At 65.8% G+C, this 22,049-nt stretch carries 21 protein-coding genes; 15 read left to right on the top strand and 6 right to left on the bottom strand.

The window, feature by feature from the left end; translation table 11 throughout:
- Window positions 1–154 precede the first annotated feature (154 nt).
- From folP to IVB47_RS31905, 13 genes are all read left to right on the top strand, one after another.
- Window positions 155–1,015 carry a dihydropteroate synthase gene (folP, locus tag IVB47_RS31965; protein ID WP_247467463.1) on the top strand — a complete coding sequence of 287 codons (861 nt, stop codon included), beginning with the start codon at window positions 155–157 and terminating at the stop codon, window positions 1,013–1,015.
- Window positions 1,012–1,380, top strand: a complete 369-nt coding sequence (gene folB / locus IVB47_RS31960) for a dihydroneopterin aldolase (protein ID WP_027516901.1) — start codon at window positions 1,012–1,014, stop codon at window positions 1,378–1,380. Before folP ends, folB begins: the two co-directional genes overlap by 4 nt.
- 1 nt (window position 1,381) lies before the next feature.
- A complete protein-coding gene (gene folK, locus IVB47_RS31955; protein ID WP_027569055.1) occupies window positions 1,382–1,873 on the top strand; it encodes a 2-amino-4-hydroxy-6-hydroxymethyldihydropteridine diphosphokinase in 492 nt (163 codons plus the stop codon).
- Between the two features lie 82 nt (window positions 1,874–1,955).
- Window positions 1,956–3,842, top strand: a complete 1,887-nt coding sequence (locus IVB47_RS31950; protein ID WP_247467461.1) for a methylmalonyl-CoA mutase subunit beta — start codon at window positions 1,956–1,958, stop codon at window positions 3,840–3,842.
- Window positions 3,839–4,303, top strand: a complete 465-nt coding sequence (locus IVB47_RS31945; protein WP_247467459.1) for a GFA family protein — start codon at window positions 3,839–3,841, stop codon at window positions 4,301–4,303. Before IVB47_RS31950 ends, IVB47_RS31945 begins: the two co-directional genes overlap by 4 nt.
- A 23-nt stretch (window positions 4,304–4,326) precedes the next feature.
- A complete protein-coding gene (gene scpA, locus IVB47_RS31940) occupies window positions 4,327–6,483 on the top strand; it encodes a methylmalonyl-CoA mutase (RefSeq protein WP_247467457.1) in 2,157 nt (718 codons plus the stop codon).
- A 53-nt stretch (window positions 6,484–6,536) separates the two neighbouring features.
- The gene (locus IVB47_RS31935; protein WP_247468163.1) at window positions 6,537–7,307 is read left to right on the top strand and encodes an RsiV family protein; all 771 of its coding nucleotides are present in this window, start codon (window positions 6,537–6,539) and stop codon (window positions 7,305–7,307) included.
- A 129-nt stretch (window positions 7,308–7,436) separates the two neighbouring features.
- Complete coding sequence (locus IVB47_RS31930; RefSeq protein WP_027569050.1) at window positions 7,437–8,429, top strand: tripartite tricarboxylate transporter substrate binding protein; 993 nt, start codon at window positions 7,437–7,439, stop codon at window positions 8,427–8,429.
- A gap of 173 nt (window positions 8,430–8,602) precedes the next feature.
- Window positions 8,603–9,088 (top strand): tripartite tricarboxylate transporter TctB family protein, encoded by a 486-nt coding sequence (locus tag IVB47_RS31925; RefSeq protein WP_247467455.1) that lies wholly within the window; start codon window positions 8,603–8,605, stop codon window positions 9,086–9,088.
- Complete coding sequence (locus IVB47_RS31920) at window positions 9,082–10,596, top strand: tripartite tricarboxylate transporter permease (RefSeq protein ID WP_027569048.1); 1,515 nt, start codon at window positions 9,082–9,084, stop codon at window positions 10,594–10,596. The genes IVB47_RS31925 and IVB47_RS31920 overlap by 7 nt, the downstream gene beginning before the upstream one ends.
- A 51-nt stretch (window positions 10,597–10,647) precedes the next feature.
- Window positions 10,648–11,637, top strand: coding sequence for a methylmalonyl Co-A mutase-associated GTPase MeaB (gene meaB / locus IVB47_RS31915; RefSeq protein WP_247359886.1), 990 nt, complete (start codon window positions 10,648–10,650; stop codon window positions 11,635–11,637).
- Window positions 11,634–12,287, top strand: a complete 654-nt coding sequence (locus IVB47_RS31910) for a pyroglutamyl-peptidase I (protein WP_247359887.1) — start codon at window positions 11,634–11,636, stop codon at window positions 12,285–12,287. Before meaB ends, IVB47_RS31910 begins: the two co-directional genes overlap by 4 nt.
- 104 nt (window positions 12,288–12,391) lie before the next feature.
- Window positions 12,392–13,762 carry a TIGR03808 family TAT-translocated repetitive protein gene (locus IVB47_RS31905; RefSeq protein WP_247467453.1) on the top strand — a complete coding sequence of 457 codons (1,371 nt, stop codon included), beginning with the start codon at window positions 12,392–12,394 and terminating at the stop codon, window positions 13,760–13,762.
- Window positions 13,763–13,792: 30 nt separating this feature from the next.
- Here IVB47_RS31905 and IVB47_RS31900 read toward each other — a convergent pair whose 3' ends face one another.
- The 4 genes from IVB47_RS31900 to IVB47_RS31885 form a co-directional block, all read right to left on the bottom strand.
- Complete coding sequence (locus tag IVB47_RS31900) at window positions 13,793–14,455, bottom strand: TIGR03809 family protein (RefSeq protein ID WP_247467451.1); 663 nt, start codon at window positions 14,453–14,455, stop codon at window positions 13,793–13,795.
- A 479-nt stretch (window positions 14,456–14,934) separates the two neighbouring features.
- Window positions 14,935–16,641 (bottom strand): S8 family serine peptidase, encoded by a 1,707-nt coding sequence (locus IVB47_RS31895; RefSeq protein WP_247467450.1) that lies wholly within the window; start codon window positions 16,639–16,641, stop codon window positions 14,935–14,937.
- A 14-nt stretch (window positions 16,642–16,655) separates the two neighbouring features.
- On the bottom strand, window positions 16,656–17,351 hold the full coding sequence (locus tag IVB47_RS31890) for a hypothetical protein (protein WP_027569041.1): 696 nt from the start codon (window positions 17,349–17,351) through the stop codon (window positions 16,656–16,658).
- Window positions 17,348–17,917 (bottom strand): sigma-70 family RNA polymerase sigma factor, encoded by a 570-nt coding sequence (locus tag IVB47_RS31885; protein WP_007593582.1) that lies wholly within the window; start codon window positions 17,915–17,917, stop codon window positions 17,348–17,350. The genes IVB47_RS31890 and IVB47_RS31885 overlap by 4 nt, the downstream gene beginning before the upstream one ends.
- Window positions 17,918–18,351: 434 nt before the next feature.
- Here IVB47_RS31885 and IVB47_RS31880 point away from each other — a divergent pair, with 434 nt between their 5' ends.
- Together IVB47_RS31880 and IVB47_RS31875 are read left to right on the top strand one after the other, a co-directional pair.
- The gene (locus IVB47_RS31880) at window positions 18,352–19,509 is read left to right on the top strand and encodes a GGDEF domain-containing protein (protein WP_247399247.1); all 1,158 of its coding nucleotides are present in this window, start codon (window positions 18,352–18,354) and stop codon (window positions 19,507–19,509) included.
- Between the two features lie 63 nt (window positions 19,510–19,572).
- Entirely contained in the window at window positions 19,573–20,676 is a 1,104-nt protein-coding gene (locus IVB47_RS31875; protein ID WP_247467447.1) for a DUF2336 domain-containing protein, read from the top strand.
- Between the two features lie 10 nt (window positions 20,677–20,686).
- Here the strand turns inward: IVB47_RS31875 and IVB47_RS31870 are convergent, their stop codons facing one another.
- Together IVB47_RS31870 and IVB47_RS31865 are read right to left on the bottom strand one after the other, a co-directional pair.
- Window positions 20,687–21,325, bottom strand: a complete 639-nt coding sequence (locus tag IVB47_RS31870; RefSeq protein WP_247467445.1) for a DUF1109 domain-containing protein — start codon at window positions 21,323–21,325, stop codon at window positions 20,687–20,689.
- A 2-nt stretch (window positions 21,326–21,327) separates the two neighbouring features.
- Complete coding sequence (locus IVB47_RS31865; protein WP_027569038.1) at window positions 21,328–21,873, bottom strand: sigma-70 family RNA polymerase sigma factor; 546 nt, start codon at window positions 21,871–21,873, stop codon at window positions 21,328–21,330.
- Window positions 21,874–22,049 lie beyond the last annotated feature (176 nt).

Here is a 22,049-nt window from a genome sequence, read left to right as displayed (position 1 = left end):
CCGCAGCGGCAGCCTGGATTGCTTCGCTACGATCGTAATGACGGAGCGTGGGCAAGAGCATCGCGCCCTCACCGGCCCCTGAGTGCATTGGGCGACTGGATCGCCCCCCAATCCCGCCTTGAATCCCCCCTCCCCGACCGCTAAAGCGGGCCGCATGAATGCCTCGCCCTCTCCATCCGTCCCGGCGGCCGGTTCAGTCGGGCTTGACGTGCTGCGGACGCTGCTGGAGCGGCCGATCCCGGCGGTCATGGGCGTGCTCAACGTCACCCCCGATTCATTCTCCGACGGCGGCGAATTCATCGCGCCCGAACAGGCGCTCGCGCGGGCACGGGCGATGATCGAGGCCGGGGTCGACATCATCGATATCGGTGCCGAGTCCACCCGGCCCTACAAGGGCGCTCGGCCGGTCACGGCGCAAGACGAGCTGGCGCGGCTGCGGCCGGTGCTATCGGAGATCGTGGCGCTCGGTGTGCCGGTCTCGATCGACAGCATGAAGGCGAAGGTGGTGGCCTTCGCGCTCGATCAGGGCGCGGCGATTGCAAACGACGTCTGGGGCCTGCAGCGCGATGCCGCCATGGCGCCACTGATTGCCGCGAGAGGCGCCCCCGTGATCGTCATGCACAACCGCGACAGCGTCGATCCCGCCATCGATATCGTCGTGGACATGAAAGCGTTTTTCCTGCGTTCGCTGGAAATCGCGGCAAAAGCCGGCATCGCCCGCGACAAGATCGTGCTCGATCCCGGCATCGGCTTCGGCAAGACAGCCGAACAGAGCATGATTGCGCTGGCGCGACTTCGCGAGCTCGACATGTTTGGCCTGCCGATCCTCGTTGGTGCCTCGCGAAAACGCTTCATCGCCTCGGTGTCGCCGTCGGGGCCGACAGAGCGGCTCGCCGGCTCGATCGCCGCGCATCTGATCGCCGCGCAGCGCGGCGCGAAAATCATCAGGACCCATGACGTCGCCGAGACCTTGCAGGCCCTGCGAGTGGCGCACGCAATCGAGAGCAAGCCATGACCGATACGATCTTCGTGAGCGGCCTGTCGATCCATGCCCGCCACGGCGTGATGGAGCACGAGACCGAGGTCGGCCAGCGTTTTGTCATCGACCTCGAGCTCTATACCGACCTGTCGGAGCCGTCGCGCAGCGACCGGCTCGCCGACACCGTGTCTTACGCCGACGTCGTGGCGACGACCACCGCGGCCTTCAAGAACACCAATTACAAGCTGCTGGAGCGCGCGGCGGGCGCGGTCGCCGATGCCATCCTCTCGCACTTCCCGCGTATCCGCGCCGTGAAGATCACCGTGCACAAGCCGCATGCGCCGATCGCCGCGATCTTCGACGACGTCGGAATCATGCTGACGCGTTCGCGGCATCCCTGACATGGCAAGCGTTCTGATCGCGCTCGGCGGCAATGTCGGCGATGTCCGCGCGACGTTCCAGAAGGCGATCGCCCATATCTGCGGCATGGCCCAGGCTGCGTTGATCGCGCGCTCGTCGGACTATACGACCCCGCCCTGGGGCGACGAGGACCAGGCTCCCTTCATCAACGCCTGCATCGAGATCGAGACCGATCTCGATCCGCATGCGCTGCTGTTCGTGATGCAGAAGGTCGAGCAGAAATTCGGCCGCTCGCGCGATAAGGAGCGGCGCTGGGGCCCGCGCACGCTCGATCTCGACATGATCGCCTATGACGATGTGTCGATGCAGAAGCCCGATCTGACCCTGCCGCATCCGCGCCTGTTCGAGCGCGCCTTTGTGCTGGTGCCGCTGGCCGAGATCGCGCCCGACCGCGTGATCGCAGGCATTCGTGTCCGTGACGGTCTCGCCAGCGTCTCGACACAAGGCATTGAGCGGCTTCCGGATACCGGTTAACCAAAAACAACCGTTTGCAGGGACGGCCGGCCGTGGCAATTTCGCCTGCGAACAACAAGATTTTTCGGGAGCCCTTCGCCGCATGACCTCCGCGACCGACGACCTGCCGCTGGCGGCGGATTTTCCCAAGGCGACCGTCGACGACTGGCGCAAGCTGGTCGATGGCGTGCTGAAGGGCGCGCCATTCGAGAAGCTGGTCGCCAAGACCTATGACGGAATCAGGATCGATCCGCTCTATCCGCGCGCCAAAGGCGTTGCGCCCGTGGTGGGTCGGCCGGCGGCGGCACCCTGGCAGATCATGCAGCGGATCGACCATCCCGATGCAAGTGCAGCGAATGCACAGGCACTGACCGATCTCGAAAATGGCGCGACAGGGCTTGCGCTGGTGTTCGCCGGCGGCAATGCCGCTCACGGTTTCGGGCTGGAACCGACCGCAGACGCAATCGCGAAGATCTTGAAGGACGTCCATCTCGACGCCGGCATCGGGCTGGAGCTCGAGATCGGTCCGCAATCGCGGATGGCGGCGATCCACGTCGCGGAATATGTGAAGAGCAACGGCATCGATCCCGCGGCCTGCGACATCCGCTTCGGGCTCGACCCGCTTGCGGCCGGCGCGGTGTGGGGCCACAGCCCCTATACCTGGGACGAGATCGTTCCGGCCGTCACCGGCGGCATCAAGGGCCTCGCCGCGCTCGGCTTCAAGGGACCGTTCGCATCAGCCGACGGACGCGTCGTCCACGATGCCGGTGGCTCGGAGGTGCAGGAGCTCGCCTTCGTGCTCGCCTGCGGCATCGCCTATTTGCGCGCGATCGAGGGCGCGGGCGTTCCGCTGGAGCAGGCGCAAGGCATGGTCTATGCGCGGCTTGCCGCGGATGCAGATCAGTTCCTCACCATGGCAAAATTCCGCGCCTTGCGGCTGCTGTGGGCGCGCATCGAGACGGCGTGCGGGCTCATGCCAAAACCGCTGTTCATCGCCGCCGATACCGCCTGGCGCATGCTGACGCAACGCGATCCCTATGTGAACATGCTGCGCGCGACCATGGCGACGTTTGCGGCCGGACTCGCCGGCGCGAACGCGATCACCGTGCTGCCGCATACGCTGGCGCTCGGCCTGCCCGATCCGTTCGCGCGGCGCGTGGCGCGCAATACGCAGCTCGTGCTGCTGGAAGAGAGCAATCTCGCAAAGGTCAGCGATCCCGCGGCAGGCGCAGGCGGCATCGAGACGTTGACGGGCCAGCTCTGCGACGCCGCCTGGGCGCTATTCCAGGAGAGCGAGAAAGCCGGCGGCGCCTTCGCTGCGCTTCAGCAGGGCCTGTTCCAGAGCAAGGTCGCGGCCGCGCGAAAAGCCCGCGACGCCAACATCGCAAAACGCCGCGACGTGCTGACCGGCGCCAGCGAGTTTCCGAACTTGCACGAGAACGAGACGATGGTGCTGAAGGCGACGCCGATCGCGCTGGCGCCTTATGGCGAGCAAAAATACAAGTTCGACGCGCTGCCGCCGATCCGGCTGGCGGAACCGTTCGAGGCACTGCGCGACAAATCCGATGCGGCGTTGAAGGCACACGGCGCGCGGCCGAAAGTGTTCTTGGCCAATCTCGGCACGCCCGCCGATTTCACGGCGCGCGCGACCTTTGCCAAGAGCTTGTTCGAGACCGGCGGCATCCAGGCCGTCGACAGCCAGCCCGTCGACAGCCAAGGCTTCGCCGATCCGGCCCAGTTAGCTGCCGCCTTCAAGGCCTCCGGTGCCGGGCTCGCCTGCCTTTGTTCCAGCGACAAGGTCTATGCGGAACACGCCGAAGCCGCGGCGCAGGCCCTGCAAACCGCCGGCGCCCGACTTATCTATCTGGCAGGCCGCCCGACCGATGCCGAGGCGGCGCTACGTGCAGCCGGCGTCACCGGTTTTGTCTTCGCCGGCGGCGACGCGTTTGCGACATTGCAAGACGCCTATCGACGAATGGAGCAGGCATGACCGAAGCCAGCAAACCAGTTCTCACCGGCGGCTGCCAATGCGGGGCAGTGCGCTTTGGAGTCACGACGGCGCCGAACAGGGTTTCGATCTGTCACTGCCGGATGTGCCAGAAGGCGAGCGGGGCGCCATTCGCTTCCTTTGCCGACATCAACAAGACGGACTTTGCATGGACCAAGGGCAAGCCGTCGTTCTTCCGCTCCTCCTCCATCGCCGAGCGCGGCTTTTGCGCCGCCTGCGGCACGCCGCTAAGCTTTGGCCGCATCGACGGCGACCGGATCGAGATCATGACCGGCGCGTTCGACCGCCCCGATCACGTGGTGCCGACGCGGCAGTTCGGCACCGAGTCCCGTCTCGGCTGGGTGGTCGGGATCGCCAATCTACCAAGCCAGACCACGCAGCAGAATTACGGGCCGGAGAAGATGGCGACCATCGTCAGCCACCAGCATCCGGATCATGATTGAGCGCCCATGATATGGTTGAAACCATGAGCCGCATTCCCAATTTCGCCGACGTCGCCTTCGAGCGCGCCGCCACCGCCGCGCCGACCGGCAGCGCCGAGCCGTGGCTGACGCCCGAGGGCATTCTGGTGAAGCCCGCTTATAGCGAGGCCGACCTGGCCGGGCTCGACTTCCTCGAGACTTATCCGGGCATCGCGCCTTACCTGCGCGGCCCCTACCCGACCATGTATGTCAACCAGCCCTGGACTGTGCGGCAATATGCCGGCTTCTCCACGGCGGAGGACTCCAACGCGTTCTATCGCCGCAATCTCGCGGCCGGACAGAAGGGCCTCTCGGTCGCGTTCGATCTCGCCACCCATCGCGGCTATGACAGCGACCATCCGCGCGTCGGCGGCGACGTCGGCATGGCCGGCGTCGCCATCGATTCCATCTACGACATGCGCACGCTGTTTGCGGGGATTCCCCTCGACCAGATGAGCGTGTCCATGACCATGAACGGCGCGGTGCTGCCGATCCTCGCGCTCTACGTTGCGGCCGCCGAGGAACAGGGCGTGCCGCCGGAGAAGCTCTCAGGGACCATTCAGAACGACATTCTGAAAGAGTTCATGGTGCGCAACACCTATATCTATCCGCCCGCGCCTTCGATGCGGATCATCTCGGACATCTTCGCCTACACCTCGCAGAAGATGCCGAAATACAATTCGATCTCGATCTCCGGCTATCACATGCAGGAGGCCGGGGCGACGCAGGACCTCGAACTCGCCTATACGCTGGCCGACGGCGTCGAATATCTGCGGGCCGGCCTTGCAGCGGGCCTCGATGTCGACCGCTTCGCGCCGCGCCTGTCGTTCTTCTGGGCGACCGGCATGAACTTCTTCATGGAAGTGGCCAAGATGCGCGCCGCGCGGCTGCTCTGGGCGAAGCTGCTGAAGCCGTTCAACCCCAGGGATCCGCGCTCGCTGTCACTGCGCACGCATTGCCAGACATCCGGCTGGTCGCTGACCGCGCAGGACGTCTTCAACAACGTGATGCGCACGACGGTGGAAGCGATGGCGGCGACGCAGGGTCACACCCAGTCGCTGCACACCAACGCGCTCGACGAGGCGCTCGCTTTGCCGACGGACTTTTCGGCGCGCATTGCCCGCAACACGCAGCTCTTCCTGCAGCAGGAGAGCGGCACCACCCGCATCATCGACCCCTGGGGCGGCTCGTATTATGTCGAGCGTCTCACGCGCGACCTCGCCGCCAAGGCCTGGAGCCACATCCAGGAGGTCGAGGAGCTCGGGGGCATGGCCAAGGCGATCGAGGCCGGCGTACCGAAGCTGCGCATCGAGGAAGCCTCCGCCAAGACCCAGGCCCGCATCGATGCCGGCAAGCAGGCGGTGATCGGGGTCAACAAATACAAGCCGACGGACGAAGCTCCGATCGATATCCTCAAGGTCGACAATACCAATGTCCGCCGGCTCCAGATCGACAAGCTGACGCGGCTGAAGTTCGAACGCAACCAGAAGGAGGTCGAGGCCGCGCTCGCCGCGCTGACGCGCTCGGCCGGCGAAGGCAACGGCAATCTGCTCGCGCTCGCCATTGATGCCGCTCGCGCGAAGGCAACCGTCGGCGAAATCTCGGACGCGATGGAGAAGGTGTTCGGCCGGCACCGCGCCGAGATCAAATCCATCACCGGCGTCTACAAGCGGGAGGCGTCCAGCATGGGTAACCGGGTCGAGAAAGTTCAGGCGCTGATCGATGCCTTCGAGGAGGCGGAAGGCCGCCGCCCGCGCATCCTGGTCGCAAAAATCGGCCAGGACGGCCACGACCGCGGCCAGAAGGTGATCGCGTCGGCCTTCGCCGATATCGGCTTCGACGTCGACATCGGGCCGCTGTTCGCGACTGCCGACGAAGCCGCGCGCCAGGCGGTCGAGAACGACGTCCACATTCTCGGCGTCTCCTCGCTTGCGGCCGCCCATCTCACTGCCGTGCCCGAACTGAAAGCCGCGCTGAAGAAGCAGGGCCGCGACGACATCATGATCATCGTCGGCGGCGTGGTGCCGCCACAGGATTACGACGCGCTCTACGCGGCCGGCGCGGAAGCGATCTTCCCACCGGGCACGGTGATTGCGGACGCGGCCGAAGAGCTGATCCGCAAGCTGAACGCCCGGCTCGGGCATAGCGAGGCGGCGGAGTAGGTCGCCATCGATCTTCGAAAGGACAGTGCGTGATATTTTCCGCGCCGGCGTTCATGCGCGCGCTAGCTGTGGTCGCAGCTTGCAGCGCGTTGTTGGCTACCGCCCATGCCGCCGATCCCAAGCCCGACGCGGTCATCAAGACCAAGAGCATCGAGGCGCGTGTCCTCCTCGACGACAAGATCAAGGCTGCCCCGACGCTGGCGGCGGATTGCCTAGCCGAAGGCAGGAAGTGGCTCGACAAGAACGCGGCAGAAGCCGCCGCCTCGCGCAAAGAGGATCCGCAGTTCTTCAAGGAAGGCGGCTGGGACTTTGAGCGCAAATATGCGGTCCGCTCCGTCGTCGCCGACCGCTATGTCAGCATTCTCCGCAACGACTACATGGACACCCACGGCGCCCATCCCAATTCCGACGTGAACACGGTCCTGTGGGACAGGGCGGAGAACAAGCGCATCTCCATCCGCCCGTTCTTCACCGAGACCGCCGACAACGGCCCGGCCATGAAGGCGATGGTGCAGGCGGTGATCGCCTCACTGAAAATCGAGAAGAAGAAGCGCGGCGCCGGCGAGACCGCGACCGACGAGTGGTTTAAGGAGCTCGCACCGAGCCTGCTCAAGATCGGCGCGGTGACGCTCGCGCCCTCAACCGACGCGGGCAAGAGTTCAGGGCTCATCTTCCACTATCCGCCCTACGCAGTCGGCCCTTACGCCGAGGGCGAATATGTCGCATTCGTGCCGTGGGAAACGCTGAAGCCCTATCTCACCGCGGAAGGCACCCGCATCTTCGGCGGCTCGCGGCCGAAGAGTGAGGCGGACGAGCCGCAGTGATCATGTTGAGCAGCGACAGCTTGCTCGCAGAGCGCTGGTAGCGCTGCCTTGCAGCCGCGCTGCAAAGCCGACTAGAATGTCGCCATTGACAAGAGCGCCCGAAATCATGGGCGCCGCTGGGAGGCATTGATGTCCAAGATTACGCGCCGCACCTTTGCGGCTTCATCTGCCGCAGTCGCGGCATCCGCCGCATTCGGCCTCACACCCGCACTTGCGCAAGCCTACCCGGCGCGGCCCGTCACCGTGATCGTGCCCTGGGGCGCGGGCGGCGGTACCGACGCGACTGCGCGCATTGTCGCGGCGCTTCTGGAGAAGGATCTCGGCCAGCCCTTCAACGTGGTCAATCGCACCGGCGGCTCCGGCGTCGTCGGCCATACCGCGATCGCGACCGCGCAGCCTGATGGCTACACCATCGGCATGCTCACGGTCGAAATCTCGATGATGCACTGGCAAGGGCTGACCGAGCTGGCGCCGAAGAGCTACACCCCGCTGGCGCTGATGAACGAAGATCCCCCGGGCATCCAGGTCTCCTCCTCCTCGCCTTACAAGACGGTGAAGGAACTCGCGGAAGCTATCAAGGCGGCCCCTCCCGGCAAGTTCAAGGCCTCCGGCACCGGCCAGGGCGGCATCTGGCATCTCGCGCTGGTCGGCTGGATGCAGGCGATGGGCCTGCCCGCCAACCAGGTCGCCTGGGTGCCGTCGAACGGCGCCGCCCCTGCGATGCAGGACCTCGCCGCCGGCGGCCTCGACCTCACCACCTGCTCGGTGCCGGAAGCCCGCGCCATCATCGAGGCCGGCAAGGCCCGGAGCCTTGCCATCATGGCCCCGGCGCGCAATCCGATCTTCAAGGACGTGCCGACGCTGAAGGAGGCGATGGGCATCGACTACGCGACCGGCGCCTGGCGCGGCATCGCCGGGCCGAAGAACCTGCCGCCGGAGATCGCAACCAAGCTCACCGCGGCGCTGCAGAAGGTCTACGACTCCGCCGAATTCAAGGACTTCATGAGCAATCGCGGCTTCGGCACCGTGTGGGGCGATGCCGGCCAGTTCGCAAGCTTCATGGACAAGGGGGACGCCCAGATGGGCGAAGCGATGAAGGCGGCGGGTCTGAGCAAGGCGTGATTTGTCACCTCTGCCCGCTTGCGGGGAGAGGTCGAATTGAGCACAGCGCAAATTCGGGTGAGGACGAGGCTCCGCGAGTCCAGCTTTCACCGCCATCGTGGGCGCAGCCCCTCACCCCAATCCTCTCCCCGTAAGAACGGGGCGAGGGAGAAGAAATCTCATAGGATTCTCCCATGCGCCTTCCCGACTCCGTCACGGGATCGTTTCTCGTCGTGCTCGGCACAGCAGCCGCCTATGGCGGCTGGCTGCTGCCGCCGGTGCCCGGGCAGCCGGTCGGTCCCAACGTATTTCCGCTCGTGATCGGCATTGGGCTTGCGCTGTGCGGGCTCGCGATCGTGTTCGGGATCGGCCACACCTTCGAGGAGGCGGAAGAGCTGATCCCGCTCGAGGATGGCCAGGCAGCGGCTGCCCCGCCGCCGCAGGGAAAGTTGTACGGCCTGCGCGCGCTGCTGCCCCCGGCGCTGCTTCTGTTCTACGTGGTCGCGGCCGACCGCCTCGGCTTCATCGTCACCGCGGCGATCATGGTCTACGTCACCTCGACCGCGTTGGGGGCGAAGTGGAAGCTGGCGCTGCCGCTCGCAGCGCTGGCGCCGTTCGCCATCCACCTGATCTTCGGCAAGCTGCTGCGCGTGCCGCTTGCCCTGGTGATCCCATGCTGAAAACCCTGATTGAAGCGTTCGCACTGATCTCCACCTGGGAGGTCATCATCGCGATGTTCGCAGCCTCGGTGTACGGACTCGTGATCGGCTCGCTGCCAGGCCTGTCGGCGACGATGGCAACCGCCCTGCTCGTCCCCGTCACCTTCTACCTCTCGCCGATCGCGGCGATCGCGACCATCGTCGCCGCGTCCTCGATGGCGATCTTCTCCGGCGACATTCCCGGCGCGCTGCTGCGCATCCCGGGAACGCCCGCCTCCGCCGCCTATGCAGACGAGGCCTACGCCATGACCCGCAAGGGACAGGCCGAGCTGGCGCTCGGGGCCGGCGTGTGGTTCTCGGCCGTCGGCGGCATCGCCGGCGTGCTGTCGCTGATGATCCTGGCGCCGCCGCTGGCCGAGATCGCGCTGTCGTTTTCGACCTTCGAGTATTTCTGGCTGGCGCTGCTCGGCCTGATGTGCGCGACGCTGGTGGCGCGCTCCTCGCCGGTAAAGGCAATCGCCGGCATGTTCCTCGGCCTGCTGGTCTCCTGCGTCGGCATCGAGAATCCCGGCGGCGTGCCGCGCTTCACCTTCGGCCTCACCGATCTGTTCGGCGGCATCGAGCCGATCCCCGCGCTGGTGGGCGTGTTCGCGGTGGCCCAAGTGATGCGCGCGATGCTGACCCCCGAGCCTCCGCCGCTGCCGCGGCGCAAATTCGGAAGCATCATGGCCGGCCAGTGGAAGCTGACCAAGAAATACCATTGGCAGATGACGCGCGGAAACATCGTCGGCATCATCATCGGCGTGCTGCCTGGCGCCGGCGCCGATATGGCCGCCTGGGTGTCCTACGCGATGTCGAAGCGCTTCTCCAAGGAACCGGAGAAATTCGGCACCGGCCATGTCGAGGGCCTGGTCGAGGCCGGCGCCAGCAACAATGCCAGCATCGCCTCGGGCTGGGTGCCATCATTGCTGTTCGGCATCCCCGGCGACACCATCGCCGCGATCGCAATCGGCGTGCTCTACATGAAGGGGCTGAACCCGGGACCGACGCTGTTCACCGAGAAAGCGTCGAGCATGTACGCGATCTATCTGATGTTCATCATCGCCAACATTTTGATGATCCCGCTCGGCATCGCCATGATCCGGGTTGCAGCCTACATCCTGCTGGCACCGCGCTCCGCTATCATGCCGATCATCATGCTGTGCTGCGCGGTCGGCTCGTTCGCGATCGGCAACAACATGTTCGGCGTCGTCACCGTCGCCGCCTTCGGCGTGATCGGCTATGTGATGGAAGCAAACGGCTATCCCGTCGCGGCGATGGTGCTCGGCATCGTCATGGGCACCATGGTCGAGCAGGCTTTCGTCACCTCGCTGATCAAGTCGGACGGCAGCATTTTGCCGTTTTTCGAACGCCCGGTCGCTGCGATCCTCGCCGCCATGGCGATCGGGGCGCTGCTGTGGCCGGTGATGGTCTGGGCGTGGCGGAAGGTGAAACCGGTGCGGACGGGGGTGGCGGCGACATCCCGGTGATATCGGGCGGGCGGCCCTCGCCTGCCCCGCGGGGGCGTTGTAAAGCAGGGCATGGTTGAGAAGAAGCCTTCACTGGACATCAAATCCCTCGCCCACGACCTCCGCGCCGGCAGCCGCGCGGCGCTGGCGCGGGCCATCACGCTGGTCGAGAGCCGGCGCAGCGATCATCAGGCGCTGGCGCGCGAGCTGGTGCAGATGCTCTTGTCCGATACCGGCAGGGCGGTCCGCGTCGGCATCACCGGCTCGCCCGGCGTCGGCAAGTCCACCACCATCGACGCGCTCGGCACCCATCTCATCGAGCAAGGCCACAAGGTCGCGGTGCTCGCGGTCGATCCGTCGTCGGCGCGGAGCGGCGGCTCGATCCTCGGCGACAAGACGCGGATGGCCCGCCTGTCGGCCTCCGACGACGCCTTCATCCGGCCCTCGCCGGCCTCGGGCACGCTCGGCGGCGTCGCGGCCAAGACACGCGAGGCGATGCTGCTGTGCGAGGCGGCCGGCTTCGACGTCGTGCTGGTGGAAACGGTCGGCATCGGCCAGTCCGAGACCGCGGTCTGCGACATGACCGATTTCTTCCTGGCCTTGATGCTGCCGGGCGGCGGCGACGAATTGCAGGGCATCAAGAAGGGCCTGGTGGAGCTCGCCGACATGATCGCGATCAACAAGGCCGACGGCGACAATCTCAAGCGCGCCAACATCACCGCCGCCGATTATCGCGGCGCGCTGCATATCCTGACGCCACGCTCCGAGCACTGGCATCCGCCGGTCGAGACCTATTCGGCGCTGACCGGGGACGGCATCGCGAAGATCTGGCAGAAAGTCCTCGATCACCGCAAGGCGATGAATGCATCCGGCGACTTCGCCGCACGGCGGCGTGAGCAGCAGGTGAAATGGATGTGGTCGATGCTGGAGCAGCGCATGCTGGCACGGTTGCGCAGCGAGGCGTCGGTGCGGACCAAGGTCCGGAAGATCGAGACTGAGGTCGCCGACGGCCATCTCACGCCGGCGCTCGCCGCCGAAAAGATCCTGGAGTTGCTGCAATGAGCGCCAAGCTCCGCATTCTCCTCACCGGCTTCGGCCCGTTTCCCGGCGCGCCCTACAATCCGACCCAGCCACTGGTCGCCCGGCTGGCGCAATTGCGCCGACCCGCACTCGACGATGCCGCGATCTCCAGCCACATCTTCCCGGTCACCTATGCTGCGGTAGACCGGCAATTGCCGGAGGTGCTCGCGAAAGAGAAGCCGGATGCGCTGCTGATGTTCGGCCTCGCCGCACGCACACCCTATCTGCGCATCGAGAGCCGCGCGCGCAACGCCGTCACCATGCTCTGGCCCGATGCCGCCAACACCCGCTCGAGCAAGCGCGGCATCGCCGGCAATGCGGACGCGATAACGTTCGGCCCGCACACCGCAAGGCTGCTGCGCGCCGCGCGCCTCACCGGCATCGACGCGCGCCCCTCGCGCGATGCCGGCGCCTATCTCTGCAATTACCTGAGCTGGCGCGCGATCGAAAACGTCAGGGCCGGCGGGCCGCAGCTTGCGGCGTTCATCCATATTCCCCTGCTCGCGCGCAGTGGCGCCGTGCGCCGCAAGGGCGCGCCGCGGATCACGCTGGAGGAACTGGTGGACGCCGGGGAAGCGATGCTGATGGAGATGGTACAGCTGGCACGGAAGGCTCGGAACACGACTGCGTAAACATTTAACCCTACCGTGAACTATCCTCATGGCCCCAGCCGCGCGGTCCCGTTTTTGCGCTACCTAACCGCTGCGGGCCCCCGCGTCCGCCGGAGGACGCATCCATGGACCTCAATCGCCGCCATCTCATCGGAGCATCGACCGCAGGCATCGCCGGCGCGCTCGCGATACCAGCCGACGCCGCGCGCGCAGCGCCGCTGACGTCGCTGCTCGGCCGCGATGCCACGCAATATGGCGTGCGGCCCGGCAGCAGCGAGGATCAGACCCGCGCGCTCCAGCGTGCGATCGACGAGGCCGCGCGGGCGCAGATGCCGCTGGCGCTGCCACCCGGCATCTACCGCACGGGACTGCTGCGTCTGCCAAATGGCGCGCAACTGATCGGCGTGCGCGGCGCGACAAAATTCGTTTTCACCGGCGGGGCGTCGGCGATCCAGAGCGACGGCTCTGATGCAATCGGCATTTCCGGCATCACCTTTGACGGCAGCGGCATTCCGCTGCCGACGCGACGCGGGCTGATCCAGATCCTCGGCGGACGCGACGTCCACATCACCGATTGCGCGATCACCGGCTCCGGTGGCAGCGGCATCTGGCTCGAGCAGGTCTCCGGCGACATCTCGGGCAACATCTTTACCAACATCGCGGTGACGGCAGTGGTGTCGTTCGACGCCAGGGGTCTCAGCGTCTCCCACAACACCATCACCGGCACCAACGACAACGGCATCGAGATCCTGCGCTCGGTCATCGGCGATGACGGCACGCTGGTCACCGATAACCGCATCGAGGACATCAAGGCCGGCCCCGGCGGCTCCGGCCAGTACGGCAACGCCATCAACGCGTTCCGCGCCGGCAACGTCATCGTGCGTGGCAATCGCATCAAAAATTGCGATTACTCCGCCGTGCGCGGCAACTCGGCCTCGAACATCCACATCACCGGCAACAGCGTCAGCGATGTGCGCGAGGTCGCGCTCTATTCGGAATTCGCTTTCGAGGCCGCGGTGATCGCCAACAACATCGTGGACGGCGCCGCCGTCGGCGTCTCCGTCTGCAATTTCAACGAAGGCGGCCGCATCGCCGTGGTCCAGGGCAACATCATCCGCAATCTGATCCCGAAGCGGCCGATCGGCACCGCGCCGGATGACGATGCCGGCATCGGCATCTACATCGAGGCGGATTCATCAGTCACCGGCAACGTGATCGAGAACGCGCCGTCCTACGGCATCGTCGCCGGCTGGGGCAAATATCTCCGCGACGTCGCCATCACGGGCAACGTGATCCGCAAGGCACTGGCAGGCGTCGGCGTGTCCGTCGTGCCCGGCGCCGGCACCGCGCTCGTCAACAACAACATGATCTCGGAAACCCCGCGCGGCGCCGTGGTCGGGCTCGATCACGCGCGCGCCGTAACGTCCGACCTGTCGGCGGACGGCGCTCAGCGGTTTGCGCAATTGGTCGTCGGCGGGAATGCGGTGCGGCGGTAGCTGCGGCTCCTCGCCTCTGGCTCTCGAACGCTAGAACGCGTTCCGCAGCAGCGGGTACTTCGCTTCGAGGCCGTCGAGGCTGAAGGTGAACTCAACCAGACGTTCGGGGGCTGCGACAATTTCGGCTGCCGGCGGAGAGAACTGCGGCAGAAGCGCCGCCATCGCAGCCAGCGCCTTGGGCGCTGCCGGCACCTTGGGCCCCGTCATCGTGACGGGCGCGGTGGGCGGCGCCATGGCAGCCGGCACTCTGAGCGGTGCCATTGGGGCAGGCGCGGCGACCGGCGCGGTCGGGGCTTCGGTGATTTCGGCGAGAACGCCCGGCTTCGGATCGAGCCTGACCGGGACGGCGGTCTCCGGGGCGATGTGCACGGCCTTCGGTTGCACGGTCTGCGCCTGGGGCTCGCGCGGAAACATGCGGGGCATAGTCGCCGGCGACCAGCCGAATGCGGGCGACACGCTCGCGGCCGCCGTGGCGACATCAGCGCCGGTGGCAAGCGCGCGCCAGGTCTGGACGGCGAGCTTCGCTTCCTGAATGTTTTCGAGAAATGCGATCTCGGAATGATAGCGGCGCCAGCGCCCGGTCTCGAACATCTCGGAGAGATGCACCAGCCGCTGCTCGGCGAGAGCGCACCAGCGTGCCGCAACGTCGCGGCCAATAGCAACGTCGCGAATAGCCTCTTGGCGATGTGTCATAAATCAGCCCGTCAGGAGAAAATACGGACGCGACGCAACGCACACGAATCAATTTAGACGCGACGTGAATATTTTGTGGAAAAGTTTTGACTTGTCCAGCAGCGACGATGTTTTCGTCGCCAAACTCCGTAGTCGTGCGGAGATTCAAGGGGTTTTGGAGTCAAGCTTCGCGCAAGCATAGCGCGCTTGCGGCGTGCCGGCGGAGCGGTAGCGTTGAGTGAGCTACGACCTCTCAACCGGAAGCTGATCTCGCGTGGGGCTTCGAGGAATTGGACGTCCAAAAAGAAAAGACCCGTCCGGGGGGACAACCGGACGGGTCGAGCCATATGGGCGCTTGGGGTGGATGGGCGCTCGCGCCTAATATGACTTATGGGGAGGGATAACCGCTCCCACATAATTTGGTCGTGGCAGCGGGCCGAACGTTCAACGCGGCGTTTGATTTTTCGACCTTCGCGCCGCGCGCAAAGTTGTCGCAGCCGCTATCGCGTCGTCGGCTTATCCGCTTGAGAAACCGTGGCTTTATCCTCGGTGCTCGACAACGAAGGTTGCTCTAATGCGCGGATGCCAGGCTCGTCGCGACGCTTCTCGATATCTTCACGTTTTGTTGTACCGGACGCGGCCGCGACCGGCGTCGCGCCGGCGGCGGGAACGGCCATGACCGCGGCAAACGCGTCGGCCTCGCCATCGCCGAACAGATCGTCACGCCCGGGTGAACCGAGGTCGCGCGCCGTCTTCGCCAGCGTCGTGCGCAGCGCTTCCGGCTTCAAGGCGTAGTTGCGCTCGAGCAGCAGCGCCGCGACGCCGGAGACATAGGCAGCCGAGAACGAGGTGCCCGACGTCATCTGGTATTTGCCGTCAGGCGCCGGCAGGAAGATATCGACGCCGGGGGCCGCGACCGCGATGTAGTTGCCGCGGTTGGAGGCGGTGAACAGCCTGTCCTGCTGGTCGGTCGCACTCACCGCGATCACGTTGGGATTGGCGGCCGGATAGAGTGGCGGCGACTTCGCGCCAGCATTGCCGGCGGCCGCGATCAGCACCAGGCCACGCGCGGCCGTCGCCGCGATGGCCCGCTCGATCACCGCGTCTTTGGGACCAGCAAAGCTCATGTTGACGATCTGGGCGCCATGCTCGGCGGCATAGTTCAGCGAGCGCAGGATGACGTAGGACGAGCTCTCGGCCCCGCCGGTGGTGCCGCCGAAGGCGCGGATCGCGATGAGGCGCGCCTCGGGCGCGCTGCCCATCAGCTTGGCATGGGCCACGATGGCGCCGGCAATGCCGGTGCCGTGAATGTGCGGGCCCTCGGCGCTGCCAAGCGCATCGAAATTGTCGGCAATGGAATTGGCAAGTTCCGGATGTTGGACGTCGATGCCGGAGTCGATCACGGCGACCGTCACATTGGCGCCATGCGCGAGAGTATGTGCCTGCGGCAGGCGGAGCTTGGCCAGCGCATATTGCGCGGGATCTCCCTCGGTCGGCACCGACGATTTCTGGTCCTGAAGCAGGTAGCGGAAGTTCTGCTGGACCGAACGCACGCTGCCGTCGGCCGCGAATTCACGCCGCACCGTCGCGGAGGGCCGGCCGTCGGTGATGCGGAACAGTCCGAACGTCGCCCCGATCAGCGGAAAATTCTCGGAGGACACGCGCGTCAGGCCATGGCGACGCGCAAGCTCGTCGGCTTGGCTCAACGACAGCCCGCCGTCGATCTCGGCGACAAATTCGCCGGCAAAGGTGCGCAAATCCGCGGCGACGGGCGTGTTGTTGCCGCGCCCCTTTCCGGCGGTCTTCTTGCCCGATTTGCCCGAGCCATCGCCGCCTGCGTTCTGCTGCGCCAGGCATTCGCCGGCGGCGTCGCGATCGGGCGCGGTACAGGCGGGATAGAGGCTCGGGGAGTAGCGCGCATAGGGCAGCACCGGCGTCGGCCCCGTCCGCGCCGAAATCCTCGTCGTCACAATCGGACCGGGACCGCGGCCGACGGCCGCCGCTCTGGCGGCAACACCGGGACTGACGCGTGCGGCGATGCCAGGAGAAATCGTCGGCATTCGAGAGGGGACGCTGATCGTCGGCGTGCGCATGATCGCCTGCGCGTGCGCAACCTCGACGCCGAGACAGGCGGCGAGCAGAAGCGCGGCTGCGACCGACGAAGCGCAGGCCCCGGCTCTTACTCCACTTTCAAACTTGCGCGTCATTGGTTGGAAGCGCCTTACGGCGCTGCGACGGCGAGGTTGACGAACTTCTCGCGCTGCATCTTGCCGAGCAGCGAGGTGAGTTCGTCACGGCTCATCGCCTTGTCGAACTGGAGGCGGAACATACCGCCCTTGGCATCACCGATGATCGAAGCCTGGTAGCCGTCGAGCAATGCCGTGATATCGGCGACGCGCGCCTCGGGCGTGAAGCGTACCAGCGCGCGCGCTGGCGGGACGGTCGTGCCGAGGTCGCGGGTGATCGGAGCGCTGGTCGAGAGCGAAGCAGTCTGGAAGGTCGCAGTCTGGGTCTTCGTCAACACGGCGCCGATGATTCCGGCCTGCAGCACGAGCGCGATGGCGCCAAGGCTCGCCGACCAGGCCAGAGTGCGCGGCGACAGGCTCGCAAAGAAGGTGGCGATGCGCGCCGACAGCGGCAGCGAACCGGCCGCCCGCGCAGGCTCAGCGTCGATCGCGGCGAACAGCTTCTGCATCGCACGCGCCGACGGAGCCCCCAGGCTCTCGTTCAGATGGATGGTCTCTTCATACTCGCCGCGGATCGCGGCATATTGCTTCGCGAGCTCGGGATCGCGCGCCAGCGCCTCGTCGACGCGGCGCGCATCGCGCGGGTTCAGCGTGCCGGCGGCGTGCCACGGCAGCAGCAGTTCAATTTCACCGGGCTCTTGCTCCAGCATCTTCTTGCTCAAAGCCATCATGGCCAGCCTCGCTCAATGCCGGCTGCTTTCAGCAGTTCGGCCAATTTCTTGCGCGCATAGAACAAGCGCGTCTTCACAGTGTTCTCCGGGATGCCAACGATTTCGGCCACTTCTTCCACGGACTTCTCGTGGTAGTAGACGAGATCGACGATCTCCCGATGGTCCGGCGAGAGGCCCGTCAGACACTCCCGCAACGCTTCACTGGTATCCTTCTTCTGCACCGCCGTTTCCGGATTGTCGGACGTATCCTCGATCGCGTTCGCGGCGTCGTCGTCCAACTCAAAATCCTTCCTGCGCCGAAGCGCAGACAGGGCCTTGAATCGGGTAATGGCCAGCAGCCAGGTGGAAACGGCGGATCGGCCCTCGAATTTGCCGGCTTGACGCCAGACGTCGAGAAACACCTCGCTGATGAGGTCTTCCGCCGCCTGCTCGTCCCGCACGAGCCGGAGGCCGAACCGATACACCCTGACATGGTGCCGCCCGTACAGCACCTGCATGGCGAGCCGGTCACCTTGAGCGATCCTGGCGATCAGGATCTCGTCCGAAGCCGCTTGTGTCACGCTCAAAGACCGTCTCGCAAGGTTGGTCGGGTCGATGCGGCAGACGGTTCGACGGGAGGGGTAAAATTGTTCAGCCTACCGCAGTCATACGGGAGGCTGTGTGATCTACCACACATACGCGAAATTTCCTGTTGCCACCCGCGGCTGGGCGCCTCGCTCAAGAACGGTAACATAGTAATGAACCACTTTCCTGAGCAATGCCGTCCCAGTAGAGACGGCCCGACGTGCATGGAACCTTAGCAGCCTAGCACGACATATGTCTTCCGAAGCCCTGCTTTGGCTCGACCTCGTCGCACACGATGCCTAATCGCCGGCAAATTCCTGGAGCGATCGACGTCCCCTGCTGCCGCGCTGCACAGCGTGGATTCGGTTTCGAAGGATACCAAACCTAAAGGCTTGCGACGTAGATTTTTGAGCTGACATCCACCACTGGCGGGACCATGAGCACGGCTGCGACGTCCTTTCCCGAGAGGAATGCCGCTGAGGCCGCGGATCTCGCCTTGACGACCGAGGCAGCGGCACCCGAGGTCCTGGCACGCCGGATCCGGCAGCGGCGCCAGATGTATGTCGGCCAGGTGGCGAGCTATTCGCTCGGCGCCTCCGTCCTGCTGCTCTACGCCTTTGACGGCGTGATCTCCATGGGCGTTCCGTCGCTGTTCTGGCTCAGCGGCCTACTGATCATCGGTACCTTCACCGTGCTATCGGAAGCGGGCTTCGGCGACCGGTTCGAGGATCATTACCTCACCGTCTTCCAGATCTCGGCGCATATGACGCTGCAGCTGCTGTTCCTGCTCGCGGTGCCGACAGTCGGAGTCGCGTTCCTGGCCGTGCTGTTTCTGATCTTCGCCTTCGGCACGCTTCGTATGACATCGAGCCAGGCAATGCTCACCTGGGGTCTCACCACTTGCGGGCTCGCGTTGGTCTTCCTCGCCTCGGACTTGCCAATCGGACTGCCGGTTACGACCCAGCTGCAACGGGCGGCATCGATGCTGTGCTTCGTGCTGGTGATCGGCCAGTGCGCCTTCCTCGGCCTGTTCGGCGCCACGTTGCGCAAGATCCTGTACCGGCGCAGCATCGAGCTGAAGGCCGCCTATCGGCGCATCGAGGAACTGGCGGAGCTCGACGAGCTCACCGGCTCCTACAACCGCCGCTGTATCATGCGGCTTCTCGACGCCGAGATCGAAAAATCGCGGCAGACGTCGACCCCTTGCGCGATCGCGCTGATCGATCTCGACTGGTTCAAGCGCATCAACGACGCCCATGGCCATCCCGTCGGCGACGAGGTGCTGCGCACCTTCGCGATCACCATTTTCGCCAACATCCGCCCGGCCGACTGCTTCGGACGCTACGGCGGCGAGGAATTCTTGCTGCTGCTGCCGGGGATGGACGGCGATGCGGCGTCACGCATGCTCGATCGGCTGCGCGGCATCGTCGCCGATCTGGACTGGAGCGCATTCTCCCCGGGCATGCGCGTGACCATTTCCGCGGGCGTCGTGACGCTACGCGACAACGATACTGCCGACACGTTTCTCGTGCGCGCCGATAGCGCGCTCTATTCCGCCAAGGCACAGGGGCGCAACCGCATTGCAACGAGCTGACCAATCCATTTTCTCCCGGCGCGACAGAAGCCGCGGCCGGGCCGAACGCTCCAGGACAGGGCAATGAGATCCAAAGCCGTAAAATCATCCGAGAGTCTGCTCGAGGAATTGCAAACTGCTCTCTCGCACGGCACCGTTGCGCACCGGGTCGAGACGTTGCGCCGCGTCACCGATCTGTTCGTGGGCAACGCGGTGGACTATTCCGACGACCACGTCCGCGTGTTCGACGACGTGTTCCAATGCCTGATCGAGCGGATCGAGACGTCCGCCAGGGCGCTGCTCGCCGACCGCCTCGCATCGATCGCGGCTGCGCCGCCGAAGATCATCCGCACACTCGCGCTCGACGAGGTGATCGAGGTTTCCGGCCCGGTACTGTCGAAATCCGAACGGCTGGACGAGGTGACCCTGATGGAGATCGCACGCACCAGGGGCCAGGCCCATCTCAAGGCGATCTCGCTGCGGCGGGTGCTGTCGGAAGCGCTGACCGACGTGCTGGTGACCCGCGGCAACGAGGATGTGGTGCAATCGACCGTCAGCAATCCGGGCGCGCAACTGTCCGAGGGAAGTCTCGCCGACCTCGTGACCCGCGCCGAACGTGACGACGACCTCGCCAGCTGCATCGGCCTGCGGGCCGACCTGCCCCGCCATCATTATTTGAAGCTGGTCGCGAAGGCCTCCTTGACCGTGCGCCGGAAGCTGGAGGCCGCGCATCCGGAGCTCGCGGACGACGTGTCCAGCGTGGTCCAGGAAGCGGCTCAGCGGATCCGCGCCGCCACCACGACCCGGCAGACCGAGATGGCGCGGGCGCTGGTGAGGTCGCTGCACGAGGACGGCCGCCTGACCGAGCTCCAGGTCGCCACCTTCGCAGAGCAGGGCAAGTTCGACGAAACCAATGCGGGGCTCGCGGCGCTTGCGGGCGTCGCAGTCGAGACCGCCGAGACCATGATGATCGAAAGCCGGGTCGAGGGCGTGATGATCCTCGCCAAGGTCGCGGCCATGCAATGGTCGAGCGTCCGCGCCATCATCGCCCTGCGCGAGAAGCTCTCAGGCGGCCCGCAGACCGACATGCTGACGCTGCGCGACGCTTACGAGGCGCTGCGCAGCTCGACCGCGCAGCAGGTGCTGCGCTTCCACCGCATGCAGCAGGGCGCGGCGCCGGTGGCGTGAAGCTGGCGAGCTAGTAGCGTAGGACCCTCGCCCCCACCAGCGCGCCAATTGCCGTCACCAACGCGGTGGCGAGCGTGTACCAGGTCGCGACGAACAGCGGCGAGTCATCGGTGCAGTGCGAGGCGTACAGCGTCGCGGCAAGGCCCGCCGACACCAGGCCGGCGAGCGCACCGGCGAGCGCGGGGTGCGACGGCGCACCGTGGCGCAGGCCGAACAGGGCCCCCGCAAGCAGCGGCAGCGACATCGCGGGGATTGCGAACAGGCACACCCTGGAATTCTTGCCCATCAAACGCATCGTCATCGGCATGGCCGGCGCCATCATCGCCTCGCTGCCGATCGCCACCGCGAGCAGCCCGACGGGCAGCAGCAGCAGCCAGCCCCAGCCACGCAGCAAAGCCTCGGGACGCGACAGATGCAGGCTGACGATGATTGCCGGGATCGCGAGCGACAGCGTGACCGCGAACTTCATGTCGAAGAACGGGTTGCGCATCGCGCTCATCACGTCGTGACGCACACCGAGAAAGGTGGCGAAGATCAGGATCGACAGCGGCGCGGCGACCAGCAGCGCCATGGTCAGCACCGCGCCGACGCGCGGCGTGCGATGGGCGTTGTCGGCCGCGAGCGAGCGAATGAGTTGATCGGTATCCATAACTAGTGGTCCCGCAGTTTGGCTGTCAGCGCCGCAAGTCCGCGATGCAGCGCGACCCGCACCGCGCCCTCGCTCATCGAATATTTCGCCGCCGTGTCCTTGATCGAGGTGCTGTCGACCGCGATCGACTGCAACACGTCGCGCTGGCGTTGCGGCAGCGTATTGAGCTGGCTGGCGACCTCGCCGGCCGAGACCGTCTCCTGCGGCGCCTCACCCGGCAGGATCTCGGCGAAATCGTCGATGTTGACGAAGATCCGCCTGCCCCGTCGCCGCAGCATGTCGATCAGCTTGTTGCGGCCGATCGCAAACAGCCACGGGGCGAAGGGGGCTTCGCTGTCCCAAGTGTGCCGCTTCAGATGCACCGCCAACAGAATCTCCTGCACGATATCCTCGGCCTGGTCGGGAGGCTGCCCGGCCCGCGCCAGGCCGCGCCTCGCGGCAGCGCGCAGCACAGGCGTGACCGCCTTCAACAGACGATGATACGCCGCGTCATCGCCTGCCATGGCCGACCGCATCAGGTCGGTCCACTCGTCCTCACGTCCGCGCACGCGCGCCCCTCACCATGCAATTCGGCCGTTCTTTCAGTTTGTTACGCCGGCGGCAGCATGATCACGAATTCGTGATCATGCTTGGCCACGCAACCGATACGGCCGTCAGGATCTGCGACGGCTCATAACACCGATCGGTCCCGTACGCACCCGCGGCCGGCCGCGACGGCCAGGGA

The organism is Bradyrhizobium sp. 62 (genome assembly GCF_023073035.1).
GTDB lineage: Bacteria > Pseudomonadota > Alphaproteobacteria > Rhizobiales > Xanthobacteraceae > Bradyrhizobium.
The sequence above is the reverse complement of the archived record's forward strand: the minus strand, read 5'-3'. Positions and strand labels throughout refer to the sequence as shown.